Annotated in this window: 25 protein-coding genes; 10 read left to right on the forward strand and 15 right to left on the reverse strand. The window is 74.8% G+C overall.

Annotated features, from left to right (window positions below; genetic code table 11):
* Positions 1 to 125: 125 nt before the first annotated feature.
* From ABTZ03_RS05210 to proC, 4 genes are all read right to left on the reverse strand, one after another.
* Positions 126 to 335: a helix-turn-helix domain-containing protein gene (locus tag ABTZ03_RS05210; protein ID WP_045699258.1), complete on the reverse strand. Its 210-nt coding sequence runs from the start codon at positions 333 to 335 to the stop codon at positions 126 to 128.
* 224 nt (positions 336 to 559) lie between these two features.
* Positions 560 to 1756 (reverse strand): acetoin utilization protein AcuC, encoded by a 1197-nt coding sequence (locus ABTZ03_RS05215; RefSeq protein ID WP_350511464.1) that lies wholly within the window; start codon positions 1754 to 1756, stop codon positions 560 to 562.
* Positions 1757 to 1806: 50 nt separating this feature from the next.
* Positions 1807 to 3006: an MFS transporter gene (locus ABTZ03_RS05220; RefSeq protein WP_350511465.1), complete on the reverse strand. Its 1200-nt coding sequence runs from the start codon at positions 3004 to 3006 to the stop codon at positions 1807 to 1809.
* Between the two features lie 85 nt (positions 3007 to 3091).
* Positions 3092 to 3919 carry a pyrroline-5-carboxylate reductase gene (proC, locus tag ABTZ03_RS05225; RefSeq protein ID WP_350511466.1) on the reverse strand — a complete coding sequence of 276 codons (828 nt, stop codon included), beginning with the start codon at positions 3917 to 3919 and terminating at the stop codon, positions 3092 to 3094.
* A gap of 167 nt (positions 3920 to 4086) precedes the next feature.
* Here proC and ABTZ03_RS05230 point away from each other — a divergent pair, with 167 nt between their 5' ends.
* Together ABTZ03_RS05230 and ABTZ03_RS05235 are read left to right on the forward strand one after the other, a co-directional pair.
* Positions 4087 to 4545, forward strand: a complete 459-nt coding sequence (locus tag ABTZ03_RS05230; protein ID WP_350511467.1) for a hypothetical protein — start codon at positions 4087 to 4089, stop codon at positions 4543 to 4545.
* 114 nt (positions 4546 to 4659) lie between these two features.
* The gene (locus tag ABTZ03_RS05235; protein WP_350511468.1) at positions 4660 to 6018 is read left to right on the forward strand and encodes an SCO2583/SCO2584 N-terminal domain-containing protein; all 1359 of its coding nucleotides are present in this window, start codon (positions 4660 to 4662) and stop codon (positions 6016 to 6018) included.
* Positions 6019 to 6021: 3 nt separating this feature from the next.
* On the opposite strand, the gene ABTZ03_RS05240 is transcribed toward ABTZ03_RS05235, so the two are convergent.
* The 7 genes from ABTZ03_RS05240 to ABTZ03_RS05270 all read right to left on the reverse strand — a co-directional run bounded on the left by ABTZ03_RS05240 (position 6022) and on the right by ABTZ03_RS05270 (position 14291).
* The gene (locus tag ABTZ03_RS05240) at positions 6022 to 6534 is read right to left on the reverse strand and encodes a hypothetical protein (protein ID WP_350511469.1); all 513 of its coding nucleotides are present in this window, start codon (positions 6532 to 6534) and stop codon (positions 6022 to 6024) included.
* A 124-nt stretch (positions 6535 to 6658) separates the two neighbouring features.
* The gene (ilvD, locus tag ABTZ03_RS05245) at positions 6659 to 8503 is read right to left on the reverse strand and encodes a dihydroxy-acid dehydratase (RefSeq protein ID WP_350511470.1); all 1845 of its coding nucleotides are present in this window, start codon (positions 8501 to 8503) and stop codon (positions 6659 to 6661) included.
* A 177-nt stretch (positions 8504 to 8680) separates the two neighbouring features.
* Positions 8681 to 9451, reverse strand: a complete 771-nt coding sequence (locus ABTZ03_RS05250; protein ID WP_350511471.1) for a class I SAM-dependent methyltransferase — start codon at positions 9449 to 9451, stop codon at positions 8681 to 8683.
* A gap of 45 nt (positions 9452 to 9496) precedes the next feature.
* Positions 9497 to 10300, reverse strand: coding sequence for a sugar phosphate isomerase/epimerase family protein (locus tag ABTZ03_RS05255; RefSeq protein WP_350511523.1), 804 nt, complete (start codon positions 10298 to 10300; stop codon positions 9497 to 9499).
* Between the two features lie 570 nt (positions 10301 to 10870).
* Entirely contained in the window at positions 10871 to 11833 is a 963-nt protein-coding gene (locus ABTZ03_RS05260) for a Ppx/GppA family phosphatase (RefSeq protein WP_350511472.1), read from the reverse strand.
* A 183-nt stretch (positions 11834 to 12016) separates the two neighbouring features.
* Entirely contained in the window at positions 12017 to 12913 is an 897-nt protein-coding gene (locus ABTZ03_RS05265; protein ID WP_350511473.1) for a glycerophosphodiester phosphodiesterase, read from the reverse strand.
* 85 nt (positions 12914 to 12998) lie between these two features.
* Positions 12999 to 14291, reverse strand: a complete 1293-nt coding sequence (locus ABTZ03_RS05270) for an SUKH-4 family immunity protein (protein ID WP_350511474.1) — start codon at positions 14289 to 14291, stop codon at positions 12999 to 13001.
* A gap of 120 nt (positions 14292 to 14411) precedes the next feature.
* Here ABTZ03_RS05270 and ABTZ03_RS05275 point away from each other — a divergent pair, with 120 nt between their 5' ends.
* A complete protein-coding gene (locus ABTZ03_RS05275) occupies positions 14412 to 14693 on the forward strand; it encodes a hypothetical protein (RefSeq protein WP_350511475.1) in 282 nt (93 codons plus the stop codon).
* Complete coding sequence (locus ABTZ03_RS05280) at positions 14690 to 14980, forward strand: hypothetical protein (RefSeq protein WP_350511476.1); 291 nt, start codon at positions 14690 to 14692, stop codon at positions 14978 to 14980. The genes ABTZ03_RS05275 and ABTZ03_RS05280 overlap by 4 nt, the downstream gene beginning before the upstream one ends.
* Positions 14981 to 15013: 33 nt before the next feature.
* On the opposite strand, the gene ABTZ03_RS05285 is transcribed toward ABTZ03_RS05280, so the two are convergent.
* Together ABTZ03_RS05285 and ABTZ03_RS05290 are read right to left on the reverse strand one after the other, a co-directional pair.
* Positions 15014 to 17707, reverse strand: coding sequence for a toxin glutamine deamidase domain-containing protein (locus tag ABTZ03_RS05285; RefSeq protein WP_350511477.1), 2694 nt, complete (start codon positions 17705 to 17707; stop codon positions 15014 to 15016).
* 49 nt (positions 17708 to 17756) lie between these two features.
* Positions 17757 to 18176 carry a hypothetical protein gene (locus ABTZ03_RS05290; protein ID WP_350511478.1) on the reverse strand — a complete coding sequence of 140 codons (420 nt, stop codon included), beginning with the start codon at positions 18174 to 18176 and terminating at the stop codon, positions 17757 to 17759.
* Positions 18177 to 18414: 238 nt separating this feature from the next.
* Here ABTZ03_RS05290 and ABTZ03_RS05295 point away from each other — a divergent pair, with 238 nt between their 5' ends.
* Positions 18415 to 19254, forward strand: a complete 840-nt coding sequence (locus tag ABTZ03_RS05295; RefSeq protein WP_350511524.1) for a DUF3109 family protein — start codon at positions 18415 to 18417, stop codon at positions 19252 to 19254.
* A gap of 73 nt (positions 19255 to 19327) precedes the next feature.
* On the opposite strand, the gene ABTZ03_RS05300 is transcribed toward ABTZ03_RS05295, so the two are convergent.
* Together ABTZ03_RS05300 and ABTZ03_RS05305 are read right to left on the reverse strand one after the other, a co-directional pair.
* Complete coding sequence (locus tag ABTZ03_RS05300) at positions 19328 to 20497, reverse strand: NADH-quinone oxidoreductase subunit D (RefSeq protein ID WP_350511479.1); 1170 nt, start codon at positions 20495 to 20497, stop codon at positions 19328 to 19330.
* The gene (locus ABTZ03_RS05305; protein ID WP_350511480.1) at positions 20494 to 21510 is read right to left on the reverse strand and encodes an SAM-dependent methyltransferase; all 1017 of its coding nucleotides are present in this window, start codon (positions 21508 to 21510) and stop codon (positions 20494 to 20496) included. Before ABTZ03_RS05305 ends, ABTZ03_RS05300 begins: the two co-directional genes overlap by 4 nt.
* A 129-nt stretch (positions 21511 to 21639) precedes the next feature.
* On the opposite strand from ABTZ03_RS05305, the gene ABTZ03_RS05310 reads away from it, so the two are divergent.
* The 5 genes from ABTZ03_RS05310 to panD all read left to right on the forward strand — a co-directional run bounded on the left by ABTZ03_RS05310 (position 21640) and on the right by panD (position 26050).
* A complete protein-coding gene (locus tag ABTZ03_RS05310) occupies positions 21640 to 22863 on the forward strand; it encodes a DUF7134 domain-containing protein (protein ID WP_350511481.1) in 1224 nt (407 codons plus the stop codon).
* 25 nt (positions 22864 to 22888) lie between these two features.
* Entirely contained in the window at positions 22889 to 23578 is a 690-nt protein-coding gene (locus ABTZ03_RS05315) for a response regulator transcription factor (RefSeq protein WP_350511482.1), read from the forward strand.
* Between the two features lie 114 nt (positions 23579 to 23692).
* A complete protein-coding gene (locus ABTZ03_RS05320) occupies positions 23693 to 24628 on the forward strand; it encodes a Rossmann-like and DUF2520 domain-containing protein (protein WP_350511483.1) in 936 nt (311 codons plus the stop codon).
* Positions 24629 to 25534 carry a pantoate--beta-alanine ligase gene (panC, locus tag ABTZ03_RS05325; protein ID WP_350511484.1) on the forward strand — a complete coding sequence of 302 codons (906 nt, stop codon included), beginning with the start codon at positions 24629 to 24631 and terminating at the stop codon, positions 25532 to 25534.
* 66 nt (positions 25535 to 25600) lie between these two features.
* A complete protein-coding gene (panD, locus tag ABTZ03_RS05330) occupies positions 25601 to 26050 on the forward strand; it encodes an aspartate 1-decarboxylase (protein WP_350511485.1) in 450 nt (149 codons plus the stop codon).
* Positions 26051 to 26058 lie beyond the last annotated feature (8 nt).

A 26058-nucleotide genomic window follows, 5' to 3' on the forward strand; every position in this document is an offset into this window, starting at 1 on the left:
GCCTAGCCTACCGTCCATGGCCGGAAGGCCGTAATCGCGCTCCCCTCAGCCGGAGAACTCACGGGAAATCCGGGGCGAACGGGGGCGGATCCACGGCTGTGGAACCACCCCCGCCCGCCCGTCGGCTACGCGCTCTCCAGCCGCACGTAGGACTCCTTGAGGTACTCGTGCACCGCCTGCTGGGGCACCCGGAAGGACCGTCCGACCCGGATGGCCGGCAGCTCTCCGCTGTGCACCAACCGGTACACGGTCATCTTGGACACCCGCATGACCGCGGCGACCTCGGCCACGGTCAGGAAGACGACTTCCTGCAGGGGACGCTCGACGGAACTCATGACCATCACCCGACCCTTACCCGTGTGCAAGGCACCGGCTTCCCCTCCGGTGACTCCACCGGCACACGTGTATCCCCAGAGTAGTTATGGGTGGTACCAGTGGGAAGAGGGGAGGTGCAGTCCTCGTACGGTGAGAGATAGGACCGTTGCAGTACGTAGTCGGTCGGCGGATCGCACCAGTGGGCGTACGCACGGCCCGCCCGGCGAACGGTGAAACGGCGGATTCAGGCCAGTAGACCGTGGTGGGGGAACACCGCGCGGCGGCTGGCGAGGATGGCCTGATCGAGTCGGTCGGCCGGATCGTAACCCGAGTCGAAGTCGCGCCAGGACGGGCGGGCGCCGTCGGTCATCCGCAGCGGGGCGGGCCGGCGGGTGCGGCGGTGGACCTCCGCGCGCCAGGTCTCGGGGGTCTCGGTGGCGGGGTCGACGGGCCGGCCGGCGGCGGTGGCGACCAGGTGGGTCCAGCTCCGCGGGACGACGTCCACCACGGCGTAGCCGCCCCCGCCGGTGGCCACCCAGCGGCCGCCGGTGAGCCGGTGGGCCAGCTCGTGCAGCTCCTCGGCGATCAGCCGCTGGGCGTCCACGGTGACGGCGAGGTGGGCGAGCGGGTCCTCCAGGTGGGTGTCCGCGCCGTGCTGGGTGACCAGGACCTGCGGGCGGAAGGCGGCGAGCAGTTCCGGCACCAGGGCGTGGAAGGCGCGCAGCCAGCCGGCGTCGCCGGTGCCGGCCGGCAGCGCCAGGTTGGCGGCCGAGCCGGGGGCGTCCGGGCCGCCGGTCTCGGTGGGCCAGCCGGTCTGCGGGAAGAGCGTGGCCGGGTGCTCGTGCAGTGACACGGTGAGCACCCGGGGGTCGTTCCAGAAGGCCTCCTGGACGCCGTCGCCGTGGTGGACGTCCACGTCGACGTAGGCGACCCGCTCGGCGCCGAGTTCGAGCAGCCGGGCGACGGCGAGGGCCGGGTCGTTGTAGATGCAGAATCCGGAGGCCTTGCCGGGCATCGCGTGGTGCAGCCCGCCGGCGAAGTTGACGGCGTGCGGGGTCTCGTCGCGCCAGACCGCCTCGGCGGCGGCGACCGACTGACCGGCGATCAGCGCGGAGGCGGTGTGGACGGCCGGGAAGGACCAGTTGTCGTCGGTGCCGAGGCCGTGCCGGGGGTCGGACTGCTCGGGGTGCGCGCCGGCGTGCTTGACCGCCTCGACGTACTCCCGGGTGTGCACCAGGTGCAGGGTGGAGTCCCCGGCGGGCGGCGCGGAGCGGACCGTCACCCCGGGGCCGGAGGCCAGGCCGAGGTCCTCGACCAGGCGCATGGTGAGCGCCAGCCGGGTCGGGTCCATCGGGTGGCCGGGGCCGAAGTCGTAGGCGGTGACGGCCTCGTCCCAGAAGAGGTGCAGGCCGCAGGGGGTGTCACGCTCGGCTTCGGGCATGACCTCCACCGTAGTGGGTGGCGGCGCCCGGGCTCACCGAGCCCCCGTCGTCACCCCGCGGCGGCGGTGGCCGGAACCGGCGCGGGCGCGAAGCGCTCGGCCAGCGGCAGCACGGCGAGCACCAGCAGCATCGGGGCGAGCAGCGCCCAGCGGTACGAGCTGGCGTCCGCGACCGCGCCGACCAGCGGCGAACCGACCAGGAACCCCACGTAGTTGAAGAGGTTGAGCCGGGCCACCGCGGCGTCCGAGTCGGCCGGGAAGAGCCGGCCGCCGGCCGCGAAGACCTGCGGGATGATCGCGCAGATGCCGAAGCCGAGCACGGTGAACGAGGCGATGCCCGCCCAGGGCGCGGGGGCCACCGCGGCCAGCCCGAAGCCGAGCGCGGCCAGCGCCGCACCGCCGCGCACCACCGGGACGGCGCCGAAGCGCTGCACCGCGCGGTCGCCCAGGGCCCGGCCGAGCAGCATCGCCACCATGTAGCCGAGGTAGGAGAGCTTGGCCAGGTCCTCGCGGCTGCCCAGGCCGTCGGTCAGGTACTTGACGCTGTAGTTGGAGACCGAGGCGTCCGCGATGTACGCGAAGGCCATCGCCAGGCACAGCGGCAGCAGCGGGCGCCAGGGGATGGACCGGGCGGCGGCCTCGGCGGCCTCCCGGACGGCGTCGCCGAGTTCGGCCGGGCCGGCGAAGAACCGGCCGGTCAGCACCGCGAGCGGGGCGACCACCGCCGCGGCCGTGCCGAAGAGCACCGGCAGCCCCAGGTCGTAGTGCGAGCCGAGACCGGCGATCGCCGCGCCGAGGATGCCGCCGAGGCTGAACGCGGCGTGGAAGCCGATCATGATGGAGCGGCCGTAGCGGTGCTGGAGGCCCACCCCCAGCATGTTCATGCTGGCGTCCAGTGCCCCCACCAGCAGCCCGAACGCGCCCAGTGCCAGGGCGAGTTGCCACAGCGCGTCGCCCAGCCCGACGCCCGCCAGGCTGAGGCAGACGGCCGGTTGGACGACCCGCAGCACCGCCCGGGCGCCGGTGCGCTTCACCAGCTGCTCGGAGAGGATCGAGCCGACCCCGGCCAGGATCGGCACCGCGGCCAGGAAGACCGGCAGCAGCCCGTCGCTCAGCCCGTACCGCTTCTGGATCTCCGGGATGCAGGTGACCAGCAGCGCGAAGGTGGTGCCCTGGAGCAGGAAGCTGACGGCGAGCGCGGCCCGCCCGACCCTCAGGCCGGGCGGGACGGTCGGGGACACGACGCTCATGCGGGACCTCGCTACTGGCCGGTAGAACGATGTTGGCCGAGAGCGTAGGGGCTGCGCCGCCTTTGCGGGAGGGGTCGTGCAGCGATCATTTCCCGCCGGAGGCCAGCTCCCGGGAGCGGTCCCGGGCCGCCTCCAGGGCGCCCAGGAGCGCGGCCCGCACCCCGTGGTTCTCCAGCTCGCGGATGGCCGCGATGGTGGTGCCGGCCGGGGAGGTGACCGCCTCGCGCAGCTTCACCGGGTGCTCGCCGGAGTCGCGCAGCATCACCGAGGCGCCGATCGCGGACTGCACGATCAGGTCGTGCGCCACCTGCCGGGGCAGGCCGAGCAGGATGCCCGCGTCCGTCATCGCCTCGACCAGGAAGTAGAAGTACGCCGGGCCGGAGCCGGACAGCGCGGTCGCCGCGTCCTGCTGCGACTCCGGCAGCCGCAGCGCCTTGCCCACCGAGCTGAAGATCTCCTCGGCGCGCGCCAGGTGCTCCTCGCGGGCGTGCGAGCCGCCGGAGATGACGCTCATCCCCTCGTCCACCAGCACCGGCGTGTTGGGCATCACCCGGACCACCGGGGTGCCGGCCGCCAACCGCTCCTCGAACCAGGCGGTCGGGACGCCGGCCGCCGCCGAGATCACCAACCGGTCGGGGGCGATGTGCGGGGCCAGCTCCTCCAGCAGGGTGCCCATGTCCTGCGGCTTGACCGCCAGGATCAGGGTGTCGGCCAGCTTGGCGGCCTCGGTGTTGGAGACGGCCACCACCCCGTAGCGGTCGGCGAGTTCGGCCGCGCGCTCCGGTCGGCGGGCGGTCACCAGGACGTCCGACGGGTCCTTGCCGGCCCGCAGCAGACCGGAGAGCAGGGCCTCCCCGATCTTGCCGGTGCCCAGGAAGGCGATCTTCTGTCCGTGCGCTGCGCTGCTGCCCATGGTCCGCTCCTTGCCTCGGTACTGCGGTCATCCTCGCACCGTGCGGCGGCCGCCGACAGGACCGTCCGCTCCGTGATCGCCCGGGGACGGCGACCCCTCGCCCCTAGGGAGAAAACTCGGGGGTTTCCCCTATGGCCTCCGGCCCCGCCCGGGCGCACCGTGGAGTTATGGCACACGACGGAATGTCCCGACGAGAGAACCGGCAACTCGCCGTCGCCTCGGCGACGGTGGGCCCGTGGCGGACGGCCGCGGGAGTCGGTGCGGTGGTGGGTGCGACCGCCCTGGGGGTCGAAGCGATCTCCGGGAACTGGTCACTGAGCATGCTGGCCGGACCGGCCGGCTGGGCCCTGTTCTTCTTTTTCCTGGTCGGCAGCGTCGGCGGTCAACTGCGCCGCGACACCGCCGACCGGCGGCTGCGCCGCTGGGCGGAGGCGCACCCGTGGCAGTCCGCCCTCCCGGTGGCCGGCGGGCTGCTGGTGCTCAACATGCTGGCGCAGCTGTTCCTCGGCGACGCCGGGCTGTTCGGCGCCTTCTTCGTCTCGCTGCTCCCGGCCGGCATCCTGCTGGCGATCGCCGGGGTGGTGGGCTCGGTGAAGCAGGCCCGCGGCAAGGGCCAGGGCCACTGACCGGGGCACGTTTCCGGACAAACGGGTGGTGAACTCACCTGCCGCGCACACGGGTTCACCACAAGGTGTGCCCCCGATCAACGAATCGTCACACCCCGTCGGCATACTGGCGCGATGCCGATAGCCGAAGATCCGGAGCCGCGCCCCTCCGAGGGCCGTGAACCGGACGGGTCCGACCCGTCCGGAGCGGGCGGGAAGGACCCGTTCGCCGACCTCGTCCTGGACGACGAGTTCGTCAAGGGCGCCACCGTCAAGGAGCAGTCCGGGCGCAGCAGGATGCTGTCCGCCCGGTGGAAGCACACCCCGCCGGTCGACCCGGGCGGCCGCCGCTCGGTCAACGACGGCCCGCCGCAGGCCAGGCGCCGGTTCGGGCGCAAGCCCAAGCTCCAGGTGGTCGACCCCTGGGGCAACGTCCGGCCGGCCAAGCGCCGACGCGCCCTGGAGTGGCGCACGCCGCTGTTCGTCGTGCTGACCCTCGCCGTGCTGCTGGCCGCGCTCAACATCGACGGGCTGCGCGACTGGCTGCACACCGGCGGCTCCTCGGCCGCCCACGTGCCGGTGCCGACCGTCGCCCCGGAGACGGCCAGGCCGACCACGGCCCCGCCGACCGTTCCCGCCGACCAGCCCACCGTGGCCCACCCGTGGGCGGGCTCCCCCGCCGAGGGCTGGCCGAACGGCGCGGACGCCTTCGTGCTGCCCGAGGCCAAGGCCACCGGGGTCTTCTCCGCCGACCAGGTCGCCGACCAGCTGCAGCTGGTCAAGGACTACCTGACCGCCGGCAACCTGGACCCCAAGGTGGTCGCGGGCGGGCGGCCGGAGGCCGCGCTCGCGATGCTGCAGCGGGAGGAACGGGACGTCGCGGCCAACGCCCTGGACAACCCGTCCCAGAAGAACGACCCGACCAGCTGGTTCAGCCGGTTCGACCCGCGCGACGCCGTCCCGGTGGGCGACGTGGTCAAGGTGCAGGGCCGGATGACCTTCGAGGGGGACGGGGACAAGGGCGTCCTGGTCCACACCGACTTCAGCTACGTGTACCCGCTGCGCCCCGGCCCGGAGGCCGCCAAGCGGGCCGTCACCCCGGCGCCGCCGGCCGGCTCCCCGAAGCCGACCGAACCGGCCGCGCCCCAGGGCGGCACGGCCAAGCCGGTGGGGCTGCTCACGCCGGTCGACGACGCGCCCGCGGACACCTGGACCACCCGCACCATCGTGCGCCGGGTGGACACCTTCCGCTTCTACGACCCGGGCCGCTACTCGGTCAACCCCAAGAAGCTCGCGTTCGCCGGCCAGCAGACCGACCCGGCCAACTCCGCCTGCGACGTCTACGACGGCTTCTTCCACCCGCAGTTCGCGCAGTTCGACCAGCTCCGGCCGGATACCCCGGGGCCCCGGTCGACCGGTCCGGCGGAGGACCCGTACGACCGCAGCAAGGACATCCCGAAGGCCGAGGGGTGCGGCACGGTCAGCCGCACCTGACGGTCAGCGCTTGCGCTTCCCGCCGGGCCGGCCGCTGCGGCCGGTCCGGCGCTTCTCGTACTGCTCGACGGCCCGCTGGTGGGCGGCCCGCTTGACCCCCTCGCCGGGGGCCTCGACCAGGCTGCGGGCGAAGTAGGCGGCCAGGCTGCCGGCGCCGCCGATCAGCCAGACCGCGCCGAGCGACTTGTCCTCGGTCATCCAGCCGGTCAGCTGGTCCTTGCCCTCGGTGAGCACCTTCCAGGTGCGCCGGACGGCCAGCAGCGAGCAGACCGCGATGGCGGCGGTCAGCAGCCCGTTCAGGAAGCCTCCGCTGGAGGAGAGCGCGACGCCCTCGACGCCGAAGCGCAGCACCAGCACGGCGGCCGCGGTGGCGGCCAGGGAGCCGACCGAGACGGCGACCCGGCGCAGCCAGTAGCCGTTGTCCCGGTTGAACCAGGAGGTGCCGAAGAAGCGGATCGGCTCCGGCTCGGGGGCGCCGACGGGCTGGGGGGCGGGGGTGGGGGGCTGCTCGCTCACGCCGTCGATTATCACCCGGGCGCGGGATGCGGCGGAGGAGCCGTCGCGGGGGCCGGACGCGCCGGATGCGGCGGAGGAGCCGTCCCGAACGGCGGGACGGCTCCTCCGGTGCGTGCGGGCGGGGTCAGCCGAGCTTGCTGACGTCCCGGACGGCGCCCTTGTCGGCCGAGGTGGCCATCGCCGCGTAGGCCTTCAGCGCCTGGCTGACCTGGCGGTCGCGGCCGACCGGCCGGTAGCCGTGCCCGGCCTCCAGGGCGCGACGGCGCTCGGCGAGGACCTCGGCCGACACCTCCAGGGAGATCGTCCGGGCCGGGATGTCGATGGCGATGGTGTCGCCGTCCTCGACCAGCGCGATGGTGCCGCCGGAGGCCGCCTCCGGGGAGGCGTGGCCGATGGACAGGCCCGAGGTGCCGCCGGAGAAGCGGCCGTCGGTGATCAGGGCGCAGGCCTTGCCGAGGCCGCGGCCCTTGAGGAAGGAGGTCGGGTAGAGCATCTCCTGCATGCCCGGGCCGCCCTTGGGGCCCTCGTAGCGGATGACGACCACGTCGCCCTCCTTGATCCGCTTGGCGAGGATCGCCTCGACCGCGGCCTCCTGGGACTCGCAGACCACGGCCGGGCCGCTGAAGGTCCAGATCGACTCGTCCACGCCGGCCGTCTTCACGATGCAGCCGTCCTCGGCGAGGTTGCCGTACAGCACGGCGAGGCCGCCCTCGACGGAGTAGGCGTGCTCGACGCTGCGGATGCAGCCCCCGGCGGCGTCGGTGTCCAGGGTGTCCCAGCGCTCGGACTGCGAGAAGGCCTCGGCGGAGCGCTTGCAGCCGGGGGCGGCGTGCCACAGTTCGACGGCCTCGGCGGAGGGCGAACCGCCGCGCACGTCCCAGGTCTTGAGCCACTCGTCGAGCGAGTCCGAGTGCACGGTGTGGACGTCCTCGTTGAGCAGTCCGCCGCGGTACAGCTCGCCGAGGATGGCCGGGATGCCGCCGGCCCGGTGCACGTCCTCCATGTAGTACGAGCCGTTGGGCGCGACCTTGGAGAGGCAGGGCACCCGGCGGGAGACCGCGTCGATGGCCCGCATGTCGAAGTCCAGCTCGGCCTCCTGGGCGGCGGCGAGCAGGTGCAGGATCGTGTTGGTCGAGCCGCCCATGGCGATGTCCAGGGCCATGGCGTTCTCGAAGGCGGCGCGGCCGGCGATCGAGCGCGGCAGCACCGAGGCGTCGTCCTGGCCGTAGTGGCGGTTGGTGATCTCGACGACCGTGCGCCCGGCCCGCTCGTACAGGTCCTTGCGGGCGGTGTGGGTGGCGAGCACCGAGCCGTTGCCGGGCAGCGAGAGGCCGATCGCCTCGGTGAGGCAGTTCATCGAGTTGGCGGTGAACATGCCGGAGCACGAGCCGCAGGTCGGGCAGGCGTTCTCCTCGATGATCGCGATGTCCTCGTCGGAGACGTTCTCGTTGACCGCCTGGGAGATCGCGTCGATCAGGTCCAGCTTGCGCACGGTGCCGTCGACCAGGGTGGCCTTGCCGGCCTCCATCGGGCCGCCGGAGACGAAGACGGTCGGGATGTTGAGGCGCAGCGCGGCCATCAGCATGCCGGGGGTGATCTTGTCGCAGTTGGAGATGCAGATCAGCGCGTCGGCGCAGTGCGCGTTGACCATGTACTCGACCGAGTCGGCGATCAGGTCGCGCGAGGGCAGCGAGTAGAGCATGCCGCCGTGGCCCATCGCGATGCCGTCGTCCACCGCGATGGTGTTGAACTCGCGCGGGATGCCGCCCGCCTGCTTGATCGCCTCGGAGACGATCCGGCCGACCGGCTGGAGGTGGGTGTGGCCGGGGACGAACTCGGTGAAGGAGTTGGCGACCGCGATGATCGGCTTGCCGAAGTCCTCGCGGGCTACGCCGGCGGCCCGGAGAAGCGCCCGGGCGCCTGCCATGTTGCGACCGTGGGTGACCGTACGGGACCTCAGCTCGGGCACTGTGCTCCACTCCTTCGGGGCTCGCCGCCGGCGCCCCGCCGATGAGGAGGGTGCGGGGGCCGTTGTGGCTTACGAGCCTACGCCCGCCGTCCGGCCGGCGGACGGCGCGTCCGCGATGCGGGCAGCGGGCCCGCCCGGGTGCGGCCTCCGGGCGGGCCCGGGCAGGTGCCCCGGGCGTCAGCCGGGCTTGACGGCCACGGTGAGGTTGAGGCTGAACGGCTCGACCACCACGCCGTCCGGGAACTCGGCCAGCATGGCCTCCCGTTCGGCGGCCAGCACGGGCGCGCGCCCCTCCGGACCGAGCGAGGCCAGGTAGGAGCGGGAGGTGAGGTCGGTGAGCACGTGCTCGACGGTGACCCGCCGCTCCCAGTGCAGCACCGCCTGTTCGACCACGAGGCCGGCCGGGGCGAAGTGGCTGGTGTGGCCGCTGATCCCGCCGTAGCCGTGGTAGCGGTCGGGCAGCGCGACGGCCATCCGCTCACCCCGGGCCCGGACCCAGGGCACGGTCTCGTCGTACACGTTCCACCAGGTGGCGAGGGCGCCGCCGGGCCGCAGCACCCGGATCGCCTCCGGGACGGACCGCTCGGGGTGGGTCCAGTGGAAGGCCTGGGCATAGGTCACCAGGTCGGCGGAGCCGTCGTGGAAGGGCAGGTCGTCGCCGTCGCCGCGGACCAGCGGCAGGGTCGGCGAGGAGGCCAGGAACTGGGCGGCCATGCCGTCGCTGGGCTCGACCGCGACCACCTCGGCGCCCCGGGCGGCCAGCAGCCGGGTCGCGATGCCGGTGCCGGCGCCGACGTCCAGCACCCGGGCGCCCTTGAGGCCGTGGCCCCAGAGCCGTTCCAGCTCGTCGAACAGTTCGTCGGGGTAGCCGGGGCGCCCCCGGTCGTACTCGGCGGCGACCGCGCCGAAGCTCACCGCGAGCTCCCGGAAGTTCCGATTCTCCGTCATCTCTCCCCCTCGGTACGGCAGTTCGCGCCCCGCTGGGCGCGGAGCTCAGCGTACGCGCGAGGGGGTCGCGAGGTGCAAGCGGGTGAAGGCGAGGGCCTCGGCGAGATCGGCCTCGCGTTCGGCGGGGGACGCGGAGCGGCGGGTGTTGACCTCCAGCACCACGTGGCCGTCGAAGCCGGTGCGGGCCAGGTGTTCCAGGAGCTCGGCGCAGGGCTGCTTGCCCCGGCCGGGGATCAGGTGCTCGTCCTTGCCGGAGCCGCTGCCGTCGGCGAGGTGGACGTGGGCGAGCCGGTCGCCCATCCGCTCGACCATCGCGAAGGCGTCGATCCGGGAGGTGGCGACGTGCGACAGGTCGATGGTGAAGTGCCGGTACTCCTCGTCGGTGACGTCCCAGCCGGGGGCGTACGCCAGCACCTCGCGGTCGCGGTAGCGCCACGGGTACATGTTCTCGACGGCGAAGCGGACGTCGGTCTCGCCCGCCATCCGGTTGATGCCCTCGACGAACTCGCGGGCGTACTGCCGCTGCCAGCGGAACGGCGGGTGGACGACGACGGCGGTCGCGCCGAGCTTCTCGGCCGCGGCCCGGGCCCGGACCAGCTTGGTCCACGGGTCGGTGGTCCACACCCGCTGGGTGATCAGCAGACAGGGCGCGTGCACCGCCAGGATCGGCAGCTGGTGGGCGTCGGAGAGCCGTCGCAGGGCCTCCAGGTCCTGGCTGACCGGGTCGTTCCAGACCATCACCTCGACCCCGTCGTAGCCGAGCTTGGCGGCCAGCTCGAAGGCGACGGCGGTGCTCGCCGGGTACACCGAGGCGGTGGACAGCGCCACCTTGGTGTCCGGGATGTGCAGGGTGGGGTGCGGGGGCAGCACCAGCCGGTCGGTGGTGCGCAGCAGCGGCGGGCGGGCGGCGTCGCGCTTGGCGGCCTTGACCGAGCGGACGGACTGGACGGCGGCCTTGGCGGCGCCGGCGGCCCGGGCGGTGCGGGTCTCCTTGGGGGGCTCGGCCGGCGCCCTCCCGGCGGGGGCGCCCTGCGCGGGGGTGCTCTTCGTGGAGGTGTTCTTCGCCGGACCGTTCTTCACGGCGGCGCTCTTCTTCGCGGCGCCCCTGGTTGCGCCCTTCTTTGCGGCGGCCTTCTCCGCGGTCGTCCCGGCGGCCTTCTTCGCGGTGCGCTGGGCCGCCTTGACGGCCTTGGCGGCCTGCGCCGCGGTGGCGCCCTTGACGGCCTTGCCGAGGCCCGGCTTGCCCGGTCGGCGGCGCGGACCGTCCGGCCGCGGCTGCCCGTCGCCGGGAGCGCGGCCCTCCTGCGTTCCGTCCTCGCCCGCTGGTTGCACCACGGGAGACAGCGTAAGCGGAGCACGCCGCGAACGGGGTCGGATGCCCGGCGGAGTGACCACCGGCACGCCCCGCGGGGGCGCGCCCTACGACGTGAGCGCCGGGCGGCGGCGGTCGGCGGGGCTGTCCATGGCGTCCAGCTCGCGCAGGATGATGCCCTCGCGCAGCGCCCACGGACAGACGTCCAGTTCCTCCAGCCCGAACAGGTCCATCGCGGCGTCGGCGACCAGCGCGCCCGCCAGCAGCTGCTTGGCCCGGCCCTCGGAGACGCCGGGGATCTGCGCCCGCTCGGCGACGGTCATCGTGGACAGCCGCGGCAGCCAGGCGGACAGCCCGCTGCGGGTGAGCCGCCGGTCGGCGTACGGGCCGGCGTCGGCGGGGGCGGCGCCGGTCATCCGGGCGAGCTGCTTGAAGGTCTTGGAGGTGGCGACGGCGTGCTGCGGCGGGCCGAGCCGGGAGACCTCGCCGACCACGCGGGCGATCTCGGCCCGGATGTGCCGCCTGAGGTCGCGCAGCCCGTCCGGGTCGGCGACGTCGCCGGGCAGCCAGTGGGCGGTCAGCCGCCCGGCGCCCAGCGGCAGCGAGCAGGCGACGTCCGGCTGCTCGTCCAGGCCGCAGGCGATCTCCAAGGACCCGCCGCCGATGTCCAGGTTGAGCAGTCGGCCCGAGGACCAGCCGAACCAGCGGCGGACGGCCAGGAAGGTGAGCCGGGCCTCGTCCTGCCCGGAGAGCACCCGCAGCTCGACCCCGGTCTCGGCGGCGACCCGGCGCAGCACCTGCTCGCCGTTGGCGGCCTCGCGGACGGCGGAGGTGGCGAACGGCAGGATGTCGACGACGCCCTTGTCCTCGGCGACCCGCAGCGAGGAGGCGACGTGCCCGATCAGCCGCTCGACGCCGGCCTCACCGATCGCGCCGGACTCGTCCAGCAGCTCGGCCAGGCGCAGCTCCGCCTTGTGCGAGTAGGCGGCCAGGGGGGCGGCACCCGGATGGGCGTCCACCACGAGGAAGTGGACCGTGTTGGAACCTACGTCGAGTACACCGAGTCGCATAACTCTCCACGCTACGCGATCCGGCCCCGGCGGTGATCGGTCCTGCCGGTATTCGCGCTGGTCCCGACCGTTTTCGGTGTGGGTGCGATCGACTGCGCCGCCTCGATCGCCCGGCGGCTCGGTGGTTCAGTGACCCAGCGGCGGTTCAGTGACCCACCAGCGGTTCAGTGACCCAGCGGCGGTTCAGTGACCCACCGGCCGGGGCCGCGCGGCTCCGGCCCGGCGCCCGGTGCGGCAGTTGGCGTCCACCCAGCGGCGGGCCGGGCCCGGGGTGTCGGTGACCAGGCCGTCGACGTCCAGGGCGGTCAGCCGCCGCCAGGCCTGCGCGTCGTCCACCGTCCACCCGTAGACCTCGTGCCCGGCCGCGCGTTCGGCGGCGACCCGGGCGGCGGTGACCAGGCCGGACTCCAGGGCGATCCCGTCCAGCCGCAGGCCCCCCGGGTCCTCGGCGATCCCCCGGCCCTGGATCAGCACCACCGGCAGGGCGGGCGCCACCGCGTGGGCCTGGCGCAGGTGGTCGGCCGAGAAGGAGTAGAGCACCACGTGCGCCCGGCTGCCGGCCGCGATCCGGGCGATCGTGGCCACGTCCCGGGCCCGCTGCCACTTGATCTCCATCAGCAGGGTGGTACTGCCGCCGGCGAGGCGCCCGAGCAGCTCCGCCAGGGTCGGGACCGGCCGGGCGGCGCCGGGGCCGACGGTCACCCGCAGGGCGGCGACCTGGGCGGCGGTCAGGTCGGCGACCGCGCCCCGGCCGTCGGTGGTGCGGTCCACGGTCGGGTCGTGCATCAGCACCGGGACGCCGTCCCGGGTGGTCTGGACGTCGGTCTCCAGCCAGTCGGCGCCCTGGTCGAGGGCGGCCTCGAAGGAGGCCATGGTGTTCTCCGGCGCGGTGAGCGGCGCGCCCCGGTGGCCGATCACCACCGGGGAGCCGCACACCGGCGGCGCGGCGGCCGGGCGGGCCCGCGACGCGAGGGCGCCGGGAGGGCCGGCGGCGCCGGGGGTACCGGGAGTGCCTGCGGCGCAGCCGACCGCGAGGGCGAGGGCGGCGAGCGCGGCGAGGCGGGCGGCCCGGGTCACCACGTCGCGCTCCAACCGGCGGGTACGGCAGGCGGGTTCATGCGGTTCACGGCATCCTCCGATCCGTCCGCCCCCGCCCGCACCGGGATCAGAGCAGGCCGTCCCACAACTGTTCCACGATGACGGCCCACCAGTTCTCCGGATCGCCGTAGAGCGTGCCGTCCAGCTCCGCCAGCCCCCGCTGCAGGGCGTCCACCGCAGCGCCCGCGGCGACCGGGTCCAGCCCGCGCAGGGTCGGCCACCAGCCGGCGAACAGCTCCAGGCAGCGGAGGAAGGAGCGCAGGTCGGCGTTGCAGTGCCGGGCGGTCGCGTAGTCGGGGTCGACGGCCCGGACGGTGCCCCGGCTCGCATCGAGGGTGATCAGCGCCCACCCGTCCGTCCCCAGCACCGACTGCCCCACCAGCGCCGACCGTTCCCGCTCGGCCGCCCGGCCACCGCGGCCGAGCGCCGCCAGGTGCGCGGCGAGCGGCGGCAGGGCGGCGCCCGGCCGGGAGCCGTCCGCGATCGCCGCGACGCCCGGGTGACGCAGTGCGAAGAACCCGTCCACCGCCTTCGGCACCCCGACCGCCAGCAGCAACGCGGCCGCGTCCCCGGGCAGTTCGGCCCGCGCCACGTCCGCCGGGTCGAGCCGCTGCACCCCCGCCGGGCCGAAGCGCCCGGCCAGCCGCTCCGCCAGCACGGCGTCCGGCTCCGCCGGCAGCGGCGGCACCGCCCGGGGGAACGGCACCCGGTTGCGGACCGGCCCGTCCGCCTCGACCGGCAACTCCCGTACGGCGGCCGCCCGGTGGTCGAAGCGCGGCCCGTACGGCAGGTCGAACTCCAGCCGGACGTGCGGCAGTTCGGCGGCCAGCGCGTACGCCCAGTAGCCGCCGGGCAGCGCGGCCGGCCGCAGGTCGGTCCGCACCGCCAGCACGTCCTCGGCGGCGACGCCCTGCTCCCGCAGCCACCACCAGCCGCGCAGCGCCGGGTGCGGCAGGCCGGGGGCCGAGCGCAGCGCCAGCGCGGCGGTCCCGCCGGCACCGTCCCGGTACGTCAGCTCGGCCCGGGCACCCCGGCCGGTGACCGGCGGCCCGGTCGGGTCGTACCCGCCCGCGCCGACGAAGTCCCGGTACAGCACGACCACTTCATCCACCGGCACCGACGGCCACACCGTGCACCGGCCGCTCTCCCGGTCCACCACGGCACACCCGGCCCCCACCTCCTCCGGCGCCCGCCGCCGCCCCGTCCGCGGATCCACCGCCACCCCCGGCGGCTCCGCCCACACCACCCACCCCAGCTCGAACTCGTGCGCACGCACCCGCCGCACCGCCCCGGCCCCCTGCGGCAGGTCCCCGTTCAGCCACCGCTGCCCCGCCTCCACCGCCTGCGCCCGCGAGATCACCCGTCCACCCCCGTCTCCCGACTCCGTTCCTCACCATCCAACCCCGTCCGGCTACCGGTGCAGTCCGTCGGAGGAGGACACTGGTAGCGGCCCCGCCCGATGAGAGCCTCCGGAGGAACGGTGAGCGCAGCACCCCTGCACGGCCACCACGACAGCCACCAGCCCATCGCCCGCACCCAGGACGCCGTCGCCGCCGCGCTCCCGCCGGCCCAGCGGATGGAGTTCTACCGGGAGATGGGAGAGGCCGACGACGAGACGATCGGCGGCGTCCTGCGCCGCTGGTGGCTGCGCGCCCAGCTCTACCGCGACCCGGAGGGGGACCGCATCCACGCCGCCATCCAATCCGGCACCGCTCCCGGCAGCCCGGCGTCCGAGGTCCTGCGCCGGCTCGGTGCCGAGTGAGCGACCACGTCGAGGTCCCGGGCGAGGGCGATCCGATCACCTTTTCCCCAGCCGTGGAAGAACTCCTCGGCGACCCGGGCACGACACCCGATCTGTTCTCCGCTGTCGTGGCGTTCCTCGTCGACATCCGCGAGAACGCCTTCCCCCACCTGAGCATGCCGGTGCCAGGTCGGCCAGGCATGCACTCGGCACCGCTGCGCCGCGACCTGGGGCTGGTGGAGTACGCGGTGAACGAAGAGCAGGACCCCCCGCGGATCTACGTCTCCCGCATCCTTCGAGTGGACTGATCGAGGCGCCGCGACAAGGTCGTTCCGACACGGTCACCAGGCCGCCGCCAGGTCCAGGGGGCGGCCGTCCGGGGTGAGGGCGATGGCCCAGAGGCCGTGGGTGGCGGGGTGGAGGGGGGTGGGGCCGCGGCGGGCGAGTTGGTGGTCGAGGTAGCTGACGGTGTCGCGGTGGTTGACGGCGTTCCAGGCGTGGGGGCGGCCGTGGCCGTCGAGGGTGAGGAGGACCGCCTGGGCGCCGTGGCCGGCGCGGCGGAGTTCGGCGGTGAGGCGGGTGAAGGCCTGGCCGCCGTCGCCGAGGTCGTGGAAGGGGGCGCCGAGTTCGCGTTCGGCGCGGTCCCGGCCGCCGCGTTCGCCGGCGGCGCCCTCGGTGGGGATGCGCGGGGCGGCGCAGGTGGGGCGGCCGGTGTAGGTGTCGACGGCGGAGAGGGCGATCTCCAGGCTGTTGTTGGCCCGGCCGGGTTCGCGGTGGCCGCCCGCGTTGACGGCCTCGGCCCAGTCGCCGGCGGCCGGGTCCGGGTGGCGGACGGGCAGGCCGTCCTCGTCGCGCGGGGCCCGGCGTTCGAGTTCGGCCTGGTGCTGGGGGTCGACCGGGCCGAGCCCGCCGGGCAGGCCGTACGGGCGGCTGTCGGCGATGGTGCGCGGCCGGGGTCCGAGGTCGTCGGCGAGCGGGCCGCGACGGGCGCGCAGGGCGAGCTGGAGGGCCGTCGCGTGGGCGGTGGCGACCGGGACGGCGCCCCAGAGGAGGGTGGGGTCGGTGCCGGCCGCGGCGGTGTCCCGGCGGCGGCCGTCACCGTGCTGCGGCTCGGGTCGGCCGGTGACCGGGGCGATCGGGACGGTCCCGACGACCGGCGGCTCCGCCGGGGCCGGGGACGGCGCGGTGACCGGGTGCGGGGCGGCACCCACGGGGGTGCGGGGCACTCCGGGGGGCTGCACGGGACCGCCGGGCACCGGCGTTCCGACCACCGGGGCGCCGCCACCGGGCGCGCCCGTCCCGATGCCGCCGCCGAACGGCGCCCCGATCTGCCCGGGGTACCCCGGGGCCCCGCCACCGACCGCGAGCGGGCCGGGCCCGACGGTGCCGCCCACCGGGTGGCCGCCCGGGTACGCCGGGGTCCCGAACTGCCCGGGCCCGCCGACCACCCCGATCACGCCGACCGACCGGACGACGGCCTGGGCCGCCTCCGGAGCCCGGCCGTACCCGGGACCGCCGCCGGCCGACGGCACCGCAGGGGCGGGCGTGGGCGGCGCGACCACCGAGTCGGTCCGTACGGTCACCGGCCCGCCCCCGCCGCCGGAGTCGCGGCCGGGTGCCTGGAGCGGGTAGTCGTCGTCCGACCGACTCGCCGCCACCCGGACCGCAGGCCGGTCGTCCCACCCGGGCGGCGCCCAGTCGGCGGTGACCGCGGCCGCGGCCCGGTGCCGACCGGGGTTGGAGGGCTCCGGCCCGGCCGGGGCGGGGACGACCGCCGGATCGGCCACCGGATCGGCCGCCGTCACAACGGCCGACGGGGCCCCGGAAGCGGAGACGGCGGGGGCGGAGACGGCGGGGGCGGGCGCGGAGGAGTCGACCGTGAGCGCGGCCGGGATCGCCGACGCGGCCGGGTCCGCCCCCGGCACCGCGCCGGACGCCTTCGGATCGGTCAGGTCGGCGAGCGGCAGCCCGTGCAGTTCCCGGCCCGCCCGGTCGGTGACCACCGGCTGCCCGTGCTCGTCCAGCCCGACGACCAGGTCGGCCACCCCGACCACCGGTCTGCCGTCCGGCCCGGTCACCACGAGCAGTCCGCCGGCGTCGGCGACCACCGTGCCGTCGGAGCGCAGGATGACCGGCTTGCCGTCCGGGCCGAGGACGGGCTGCCCGTGCTCGTCGAGCTCGACGCCGAGTCCGGGCACGCCGACCAGGGGCTTGCCGTCCCGCCCGGAGAGCACGACCAGCCCGGTGCCGTCGCGGCCGAGCACCCCGGGCTCGCCGAGGGCGGCGGGCAGTCCGGCGGCGAGCGGGTCGAAGCCGCCGCCGGTGCGGTAGGAGGCCGGGGTGACGCCGGGCCCGGAGGCGGTGCCGAGGCGTAGCAGGGCGACGGCGGACGGGTCCTTGAGCGCGGTGGCCAGGGCGTCCTTCATGGCGCGGCCGAGTTCGGTGAGCAGCCCGGCGATCTTCAGTGCGGCGGCCTCCACCGCGACGTCCCCGACGCCTGCGGCGACCTGTCCGGTGGCGGCGTTCCGCACGTCCTGCGCGAGGCCGGCGCCGGACTCCTCCGGTCCGCCGAACACCCCGGTCCGCCCGGTCCGCCCGACGTTCCGAGTGGCCGGGGTCGAGGCCGGGCCCGGGCCCGGAGCCGGGGCGGCCTGCTCCTCGGCCCGCGCGAGCTCGGCGGCCAGGTTCCGCAGGGTGGCGATGATCTCGGCCTTGCCGCCGTCGACGGCCTGCGCGGCGGCGTCGAAGGCGGCGGCGACCAGCCCGACCGCGGTGTGGGCGTCCACCAGGCAGCCCTTGCCGCCGTCGTCGAGCGTCCGCCAGTACGCGGTGAAGGAGTCGACCGCGTGGCCGGAGTTGTCGGCGGCCACCCGCCGGACGGACTCCCCGCCGCGGCGGGTGATCCGCTCGGCCTCGGCGGCGAACTCCCGCCAGTGCCCGGCCGCCGTGCGCAGGGCCTCCTCGTCGGCCTGCGGCCAGGGCCGGCCGGTCCTGGCCAGCAGCGGGACCAGGTCCTCGGGCAGTTTCCGGGACACGCGCCCCTCCCCCTCCGCGTCGCCTTCGAGTCGCCTTCGAGCCGGCCGATCAGACCGACATGTCCTTGGGGACGGCCGGGACCGCCCCCGGGGTTGCCACGGCCCCGGACGGCGTGGCCACCCCCGCCGTCCCCCCGAAGCCGTCCGCGGTCGTGGTGTCGGTGTCCGTGGTGCGCTCCGCCATGGTGTGCAGCCCGGCCCCGACGCCTCCCAGCTGACCGGCCAACGCCCTCAGCCCGCCCAGGAGTTCACCGCGCGCCGGACCGTACACGGCGGCGAAGGCGCCGCCCGGCCGGTCGGCGCCCCAGGGGGTGCCGAGCGCGGCGAGGTCCTTCTCCAGGGTGCCGACGGCCTTGCCCAGCTCCCGCCCGAGCTTCTCGAACTCCCGCCCCTCGCCGTGCAGTTCCCACGGCTTGAGGACGAACCCGGCGCCGTCGTGGTCGGACGCCCCGGTGCTGCCCTCTGCCATCCCCGTACCTCCCCGTAGCGGACCGGCCGCCATCCTAGGGACGCCCTCCCCCGCCCGCACCGACGGCACGCACCTCTTCACCCCGTCTCCACCGCACCCGGTCGGCGCGCCCCCGGCGGCGCCCACCGGCCCGTACGTCCCCGGGAAGCTCTACCCTTGCCGGGTGGCACCAGCAGAAACCTCCAAGAAGAAGGCCAAGGCGAAGCCCGAGGCCTCCCCCGCCCCCGTCGACCTCGCGATGCCGACCCTGCGCCGCGAGATCCCGCGCGACGAGGTCCCGCTCGACTTCCCGCGCGCCTGGGTCGAGTTCGCCGACCCCGCCGACGAGGAGCAGGTCTTCCGCTGCGACCTCACCTGGCTGACCTCCCGCTGGTCCTGCGTCTTCGGCCAGGGCTGCCACGGCATCCGCGAGGGCCGGGGCGAGTCGGACGGCTGCTGCACGCTGGGCGCCCACTACTCGGACGAGGACGACGAGAAGCGCGTCCTCGGGCACGCGGCCCGGCTGACGCCCGAGCTGTGGGAGAACTTCGCCGCGGGCACCGACGCCAAGGGCCGGATCAGGAACGACGGCGGTGTGACCATGCTGGACGAGGACGGCGACCGCCAGACCCGTCGGGTCAACGGCGCCTGCATCTTCGTGAACAGCCCCGACTTCGCGGGCGGCGCCGGCTGCGCCCTGCACGCGCTCGCCCTCAAGGAGGGCCGGGAGCCGCTGGAGACCAAGCCGGACGTCTGCTGGCAGCTGCCGGTCCGCCGCACCTACGACTGGATCGACCGCCCGGACGACACCCGCTACCTCCAGGTGTCGATCGGCGAGTACGACCGCCGCGGCTGGGGCCCGGGCGGCCACGACCTGCACTGGTGGTGCACCGGCGCCCCGGCCGCGCACCAGGGCGCCGTGCCGGTGTACGTCAGCTACCGCCCGGAGCTCACCGAGCTGATGGGCAAGGCGGCGTACGACGTGCTGGCCGGGCTGTGCGAGGAGCGGATCGCCACCAAGGGCGACCGCAAGGTGGCGCCGCACCCGGCCGACCCCGCCCGGCCCAAGAAGGACAAGCTGGACAAGAAGGCCAAGTAGCGGCCCGGTCCGGGCCGGGGACCGGCACGAAGGAACCGGCACGAGGGAACCGGCACGAAGGCCCGGTGGCGGCCTACTTGTCGATGTCCCCGACCACGAAGAACGTCGACCCGAGGATCGCCACCATGTCCGCCACCAGCGTCCCCGGCAGCAGTTCGGTCAGCACCTGGACGTTGTTGAAGGACGCCGAGCGCAGCTTGAGCCGCCACGGCGTCTTGTCGCCGCGCGAGACCAGGTAGTAGCCGTTGATCCCGAGCGGGTTCTCGGTCCAGGCGTAGGTGCTGCCCTCGGGCGCCTTGAGCACCTTGGGCAGCCGCAGGTTGACCGGGCCGGGCGGCAGGGTGGCGAGCTTGTCGAGGCAGGCGTCGGCCAGGTCCAGCGAGTTGAGGGTCTGCTCCAGCAGGCACTCGAAGCGGGCCAGGCAGTCGCCCTCCTCGCGGGTGACCACGGTGAGCACCTGCCGCAGTTCCTCGGAGCCGTACGCGAGGTAGGGCTCGTCGCGGCGCAGGTCGAGGTCGAGGCCGCTGGCCCGGGCGATCGGGCCGCTGACCCCGTAGGCCTGGGCCTTCGCCTTGCTCAGCACGCCGACGCCGGCGGTGCGGGCGCGGAAGATCTCGTTGCCGAGGACGAGGTCCTCGAAGACCGGCAGCTGCGAGCGGACGGTGGCGACGGCGGTGCGGACCCGGCCGAGCCAGCCGGCCGGGAGGTCCTCCTTGAGGCCGCCGACCCGGTTGAACATGTAGTGCATCCGGCCGCCGGAGGCCTCCTCCAGCACGTGCTGGAGGTCCTCGCGGCCGGTGAAGGCGTGGAAGATCGGGGTGATCCCGCCGAGTTCCAGCGGGTAGGAGCCGAGGAACATCAGGTGGTTGAGCACCCGGTTGAGCTCGGCGAGCAGGGTGCGGATCCACACCGCCCGCTCCGGGACCTCCATGCCGAGCATCCGCTCGACGCCGAGCACCACGCCGAGTTCGTTGGAGAAGGCGGAGAGCCAGTCGTGCCGGTTGGCCAGCATGATGATCTGCCGGTAGTCACGGGCCTCGAACAGCTTCTCCGCGCCCCGGTGCATGTAGCCGATCACCGGCTCGGCGGTGATGATCCGCTCGCCGTCGAGCAGCAGCCGCAGCCGCAGCACACCGTGGGTGGCCGGGTGCTGCGGGCCGATGTTGAGCACCATGTCGGTGGTGCCCGCCTCGCCGGTGAAGTTCTCGGCTCCCGCCCCGATGCCGACCGTGGTCTCCCTCATGACGACAGAGTCTGCCATCCCGGCAGCGGCTCCAGGCTCGTCGGTACCGGCATGCGGACGGCCTGGACCAGCCACCCGAAGGCGCCCAGCCCGCCCGGGTCGGTGAGTTCGGCCGCCTCCCCCGCACCGCCGAGCGCCCGCAGGTAGGCCGCCGGGTCGGTGGAGGCGAGCGTCAGCGGCGGGCGTCCGCCGCTCACCCCGAGCGCACGCAGGGCCGCGCGCTGCGTCGTCCACAGGCTGTGGAGACCGGGCACGGCGACGGCGTCCAGCGCGACGTGCGCGGTCACGTCGCAGGAGCCGTCCGGCACCGGGGCGACCTCCCGGCCGTCCCGGAACCCGGTGAAGGTCCCGAACGTCGGCCGCCGCCCCGCCGTGTGCCCGTAGTCGGCGGCGACCGCCAGGCCGCGCTCCAGCCCGGCCACCGCCCGCGCCCAGGCGGCGTCCCGGGGGGCGCCGAACTCCACCACGTCCCCGGGGTCGCCGACCGGCCACCAGCGTTCGGCCCAGGCCGCGTCGGCCGCCGAGACCGGCTCGCCCAGGCGCTCCTCGCCGGTCGCGGTGTCCACCTCCCGGTAGCGCAGCACCCCGTCCCCGTCCACCTCCCCGGCGTCCAGCGGCACGTTGTCCAGCCACTCGTTGGCGAACAGCAGCCCGGTGACGCCGCGCGGCGGTTCCGTCGTCCACAGGGCTGTGGACGGAAGTCCGTCGGGCCGCGCCGCGAGCTCCACTCCGTACGGGCGCAGCCGGGCCAGCACCTCGCCGGGCAGTTCGGCCAGCACCCCGGTCAGCAGTTCCCCGCGCCCGGCCCCGACGTCGACCAGGGCCAGCTCCTCCGGACGGCCGAGGGCCTCGTCAACCTCCAGCAGCAGCCGGGCCACCGCACGGGCGAACCGCGGCGAGGCGTGCACCGAGGTGCGGAAGTGCCCGGCCGGCCCCTCCGGCCTGCGGTAGAAGCCGCCGTCCTGGTCGTACAACGCCCGTTCCACGGCGGGGGCCCAGCGCATCCACGTCATGGGCCGGGACGCTACCGGGACCGGACGTACCCCTCCCAACCGGCGCCGTCCCGTCTCCGACCTACGGAGTAGGACGGATCGCCCTACCGGCGGACCTGGGCACCTCGCCCGACTGCCTAGGCTGGACACGTGCATCGACTCAACGCCTGGCTCCGCCGTCACCCCATGGTGGTCGACGCCGTCTGGGCGTCGATGATCCTCCTCCTCGGCCTGGTCCCGAGCGGCACCGAGGACAACTGGCCGTACACCCCCCAAGTCGTGATCGCGGTGCTGCTGCCGCTGCTGATGGTCTTCCGGCGGCGCCACCCCGACGTCACGGTCGCCACGGCCGCCGGCCTCGGGCTCGGCCAGGTGCTCGCCGACGTCGAACCGGGCGCCTCCTCGCTCGCCTACCTGGTCTTCGCCTACACCGGCGCCGCCTTCGGCCAGAAGTGGACCTCCCGGCTCGCCCTGGTGGCCGGCCTGGCCGCCGGGCCGCTGGAGTTCTGGCGGCTGCACCCGACCAAGACCGTCTCCACCGGCTCCGGGCACTACGTCTCCCGCCCGTTCGGTTTCGGCGAGGCGCTGCTGTACGCCCTGCTGATGAGCACCCCGTTCATCCTCTGCTGGGCCTGGGGCCGGCTGACCCGGGTGCGCCGCGCCTACCTGACCGAGCTGGAGGACCGCGCGGCCCGGCTGGAGCGCGAGCGGGACGCCCAGTCCAAGGTCGCGGTGGCGGCCGAGCGGGCCCGGATCGCCCGCGAGCTGCACGACGTGGTGGCGCACAACGTCTCGGTGATGATCGTCCAGGCCGACGGCGCCGCCTATGTGCTCGACAACTCCCCGCAACAGGCGAAGGAGGCGCTCGGCACGATCGCCTCCACCGGGCGCCAGGCGCTGGTCGAGATGCGCCGCCTGCTGGGCGTGCTGCGCACCGCCGACACCGCCGAGGAGTACGTCCCCCAGCCGGGCGTCGAGGAGCTGCCGGACCTCCTGGAGCAGGTCCGCACCGCCGGGCTGCAGGTGGACTACGCGACCTCCGGGCACCCGCGTGAACTGCCGCGCGGCGTCGAGCTGACGGTCTACCGGATCGTCCAGGAGGCGCTCACCAACGTCCGCAAGCACGGCGGCCCCGATGTGCACGCCCGGGTCGCGGTGGACTTCGGCGAACGCGAGCTGGCCGTCCTGGTGGAGGACGACGGCCGCGGCAGCACCGACGAACAACTGGCCGCCGGCGGCGCGGACGGTCTGGGCCACGGCCTGATCGGCATGCGCGAGCGGGTCGGCATGGTCAGCGGCAGTCTCGACGTGGGCCCCCGCCCCGGCGGCGGCTTCCGGATCCGCGCCGTCCTCCCGCTCAAGGCGGCGCACTAACCCCCCGCCCCCCTTAGGAGCCACCTTGACCATCCGCGTGATGCTCGTCGACGACCAGGAGCTGCTGCGCACCGGCTTCCGGATGATCCTCCAGTCGCAGGGCGACATCGAGATCGCCGCCGAGGCGGGCGACGGCGCGCAGGCCCTGGAACAGCTGCGGCACACGCCGGTGGACGTGATCCTGATGGACGTCCGGATGCCGCGGCTGGACGGGGTGCAGGCGACCCGCCGGATCTGCCTGGCCGAGGACGGCAGCCCGCTGCCGAACGCCCCGCACGTGCTCATCCTCACCACCTTCGACCTGGACGAGTACGCCTTCGCCGCGCTCAAGGCCGGTGCCAGCGGCTTCCTGCTCAAGGACGTCCCACCGACCGAGCTGGTGGCCGCGATCCGCGCGGTGCACGGCGGCGACGCGGTGGTCGCCCCGACCACCACCCGCCGGATGATCGACCGCTTCGCCGAGGTGCTGCCCACCCCGCAGAACGCGCCCGGCTCGGACGTGCTGGGCCCGCTGACCGAGCGCGAGCGGGAGGTGTTCCTGCTGGTCGCCCAGGGCCTGTCGAACGGCGAGATCGCGGCCCGGCTGGTGCTCTCGGAGGCCACCGTGAAGACCCACGTCGGCCGGATCCTGGCCAAGCTGGCGCTGCGCGACCGGGTCCAGGCGGTGGTGCTGGCCTACGAGGCCGGGCTGATCCGGGCCGGGGCCACCGACTAGGGCTCGCACGGCCGGGGCCGGGGCCCGGGCCGGGCCCGGCGGCGCCCGTACACTGGGGCGGTACGTCCGGTACCCGTCAGCGGACTGGAACGGTCATTCAGGACAAGGGTGGACATGGCTTCGTCCGACTTCACCGACTTCGCACCGCTCGACGACCCCAGCGACCCGGGCAACCGCCCGGCCCGGCTCGCCGTCGGCGTGGTCGGCACCGGGCGGGTCGGCCCGGCGCTGGGCGCCGCCCTGCAGCTCGCCGGGCACACCGTGGTCGCCGCCTCCGGGGTGTCCGCCGCCTCCCGCCGCCGCGCCGAGTCGCTGCTGCCGGGGGTGCGGATCGTCACCCCGCCGCAGGTGATGGCCGCCGCCGACCTGGTGCTGCTGACCGTCCCGGACGACTCGCTGGCCGACCTGGTGGCCGGCCTGGCCGCCACCGGCGCGGTCCGCCCGGGCCAGCTGCTGGTGCACACCTCCGGTGCGCACGGCGTCGGCATCCTGGAGCCCGCCACCCGGGCCGGGGCGCTGCCGCTGGCGCTGCATCCGGCGATGACCTTCACCGGCACCTCCGTGGACCTCGCCCGGCTGGCCGGCTGCCCGTTCGGGGTGACCGCCCCGCAGGAGCTGCGGCCGGTCGCCGAGGCGCTGGTGGTGGAGATGGGCGGCGAGCCCGAGTGGGTGCCCGAGGAGGTCCGCCCGCTCTACCACACCGCTCTCGCGCACGGCTCGAACCACCTGGTCACCCTGGTCGCCCAGGCGATGGACCTGCTGCGCACGGCGGGCGTCGCCGAGCCCGGCCGGTTGCTCGGCCCGCTGCTCGGCGCCGCCCTGGACAACAGCCTGCGCTCCGGCGACGCGGCCCTCACCGGCCCGGTCGCCCGGGGCGACGCGGGCACCGTACGGCGCCACCTGGCGCAGCTCAGTACGGTGTCCCCGGACATCCCGGCGGCGTACCGCGCGATGGCCCGCGCCACCGCGCAGCGTGCGCTCGCCAACGGGACGATCGACGACGCGTCGGCGGCGGCGCTGCTGGACGTACTGAACGAGGAGAAGCCCTAGATGGCACGCGGCAAGCAGTCGAACAAGCCCCAGAAGACGCCGAAGGTCCACCGGGCCGTCGTCACCCGCACCGTGGACGACTTCGAGGCCGCGTTCTGGCCGGACGAGCGTCCGGTGGACAACGCCGTGGTGATGACCATGGGCGCGCTGCACGAGGGCCACGCCGCGCTGATCCGGGCCGCCCGCAAGCAGGTCGGCCAGGAGGGCCGGGTCGCGGTGACGGTCTTCGTCAACCCGCTGCAGTTCGGCCCGTCCGAGGACCTGGAGCGCTACCCGCGCACCCTGGACGACGACGTCCGGCTGGCCGAGGAGAGCGGCGCCGACGTGGTCTTCGCGCCGTCCGTCGAGGAGGTCTACCCGAACGGCGAGCCGCAGGTGCGCATGGCGGCCGGCCCGATGGGCGAGCGCTTCGAGGGCGCCACCCGTCCCGGCCACTTCGACGGCGTGCTGACCGTGGTCGCCAAGCTGCTGCACATCACCGACCCGGACTTCGCGTTCTTCGGCGAGAAGGACGCCCAGCAGCTGGCGCTGATCCAGCGGATGGTCGCCGACCTGGACTTCGACGTGGAGATCGTCGGCGTGCCGACCGTCCGCGAGGAGGACGGTCTGGCCCGGTCCTCGCGCAACCGCTACCTCTCCGAGGAGGAGCGCGGCCGCGCCCTCGTCCTGTCCGAGGCCCTGTTCGCCGGCCGGGACGTCGCCGCGCAGGGCCCGAAGGCCGTGCGCGAGGCCGCCTCGGCCCTGCTGGACGGCGCCGACGGCGTCACCCTCGACTACCTCGCCCTGATCGACCCGCACGACTTCTCCGAGGCGGCGGACGACTTCCAGGGCGAGGCGGTGCTGGCCGTCGCCGCGAAGGTGGGCTCGACCCGCCTGATCGACAACGTCCGCATGATCGTCCGGTAGTTCCGGCAAGCCCGGCGACACCGGCAGCAAACCCTTCCGGCATGCACTCACAGGAGGCGTGACCACATGCTCCGCACCATGCTCAAGTCCAAGATCCACCGGGCCACCGTGACCCAGGCCGACCTGCACTACGTCGGTTCCGTCACGGTGGACGAGGACCTGCTCGACGCCGCCGACCTGCTCCCCGGCGAGCTGGTCCACATCGTCGACATCAACAACGGCGCCCGGCTGGAGACCTACACCATCGCCGGCCCGCGCGGCACCGGCGTGATCGGCATCAACGGCGCCGCCGCCCGCCTGGTCCACCCCGGCGACCTGGTCATACTCATCGCCTACGGGCAGATGGACACGGCCGAGGCCAAGGGCTACCAGCCGAAGGTGGTCTTCGTGGACGAGCACAACCGGGTCACCGGCCTGGGCGGGGACCCGGCCGAGGCCCCGGAGGGCAGCGGACTGCTGCGCGGGGACGCGGCGTACCGTGACGAGGACGGCGCGGCCACCGCGGCCACGCGCTGAAGGAGCCC

It is taken from the genome of Kitasatospora sp. NPDC096077, assembly GCF_040303245.1.
Taxonomy (GTDB): domain Bacteria; phylum Actinomycetota; class Actinomycetes; order Streptomycetales; family Streptomycetaceae; genus Kitasatospora.